The organism is Oceanospirillum sanctuarii, assembly GCF_002150805.1.
Taxonomy (GTDB): Bacteria; Pseudomonadota; Gammaproteobacteria; order Pseudomonadales; family Halomonadaceae; genus Oceanospirillum; species Oceanospirillum sanctuarii.
On record NZ_MTBA01000031.1, the window covers coordinates 1 to 596 of the forward strand.

A 596-nucleotide genomic window follows, 5' to 3' on the forward strand; every position below is an offset into this window, starting at 1 on the left:
GACAGCGATTCTGACTCAGATTCCGATAGCGACTCGGATTCCGATAGTGATTCTGACTCCGACAGTGACTCTGATTCTGACAGCGATTCGGATTCTGACTCCGACAGTGACTCAGATTCGGATAGTGACTCTGACTCGGACAGCGATTCAGACTCCGATAGTGATTCGGATTCGGACAGCGACTCAGACTCCGATAGTGACTCTGATTCGGACAGCGATTCTGACTCTGATTCCGACAGTGATTCTGACTCGGACAGTGATTCTGACTCGGACAGCGACTCCGATTCCGACAGTGACTCAGATTCGGATAGTGACTCTGACTCGGATAGCGACTCAGATTCCGATAGCGATTCTGACTCGGATAGTGATTCTGACTCGGATAGTGATTCTGACTCGGATAGTGATTCTGACTCGGATAGTGATTCTGACTCCGATAGCGACTCTGATTCGGACAGTGATTCAGACTCGGACAGCGACTCGGATTCCGATAGTGATTCAGACTCCGATAGTGACTCCGATTCCGACAGCGATTCAGACTCGGATAGTGACTCTGACTCGGACAGTGATTCCGACTCCGACAGTGATTCCGACTCCGA

1 protein-coding gene is annotated in these 596 nt (G+C 50.5%); it reads left to right on the forward strand.

What is annotated here, in order from left to right; all coding sequences use genetic code 11:
• Positions 1–596, forward strand: a 596-nt coding sequence (locus BV405_RS17520) for a hypothetical protein (RefSeq protein ID WP_176330222.1), incomplete at both ends; no start/stop codon positions are given.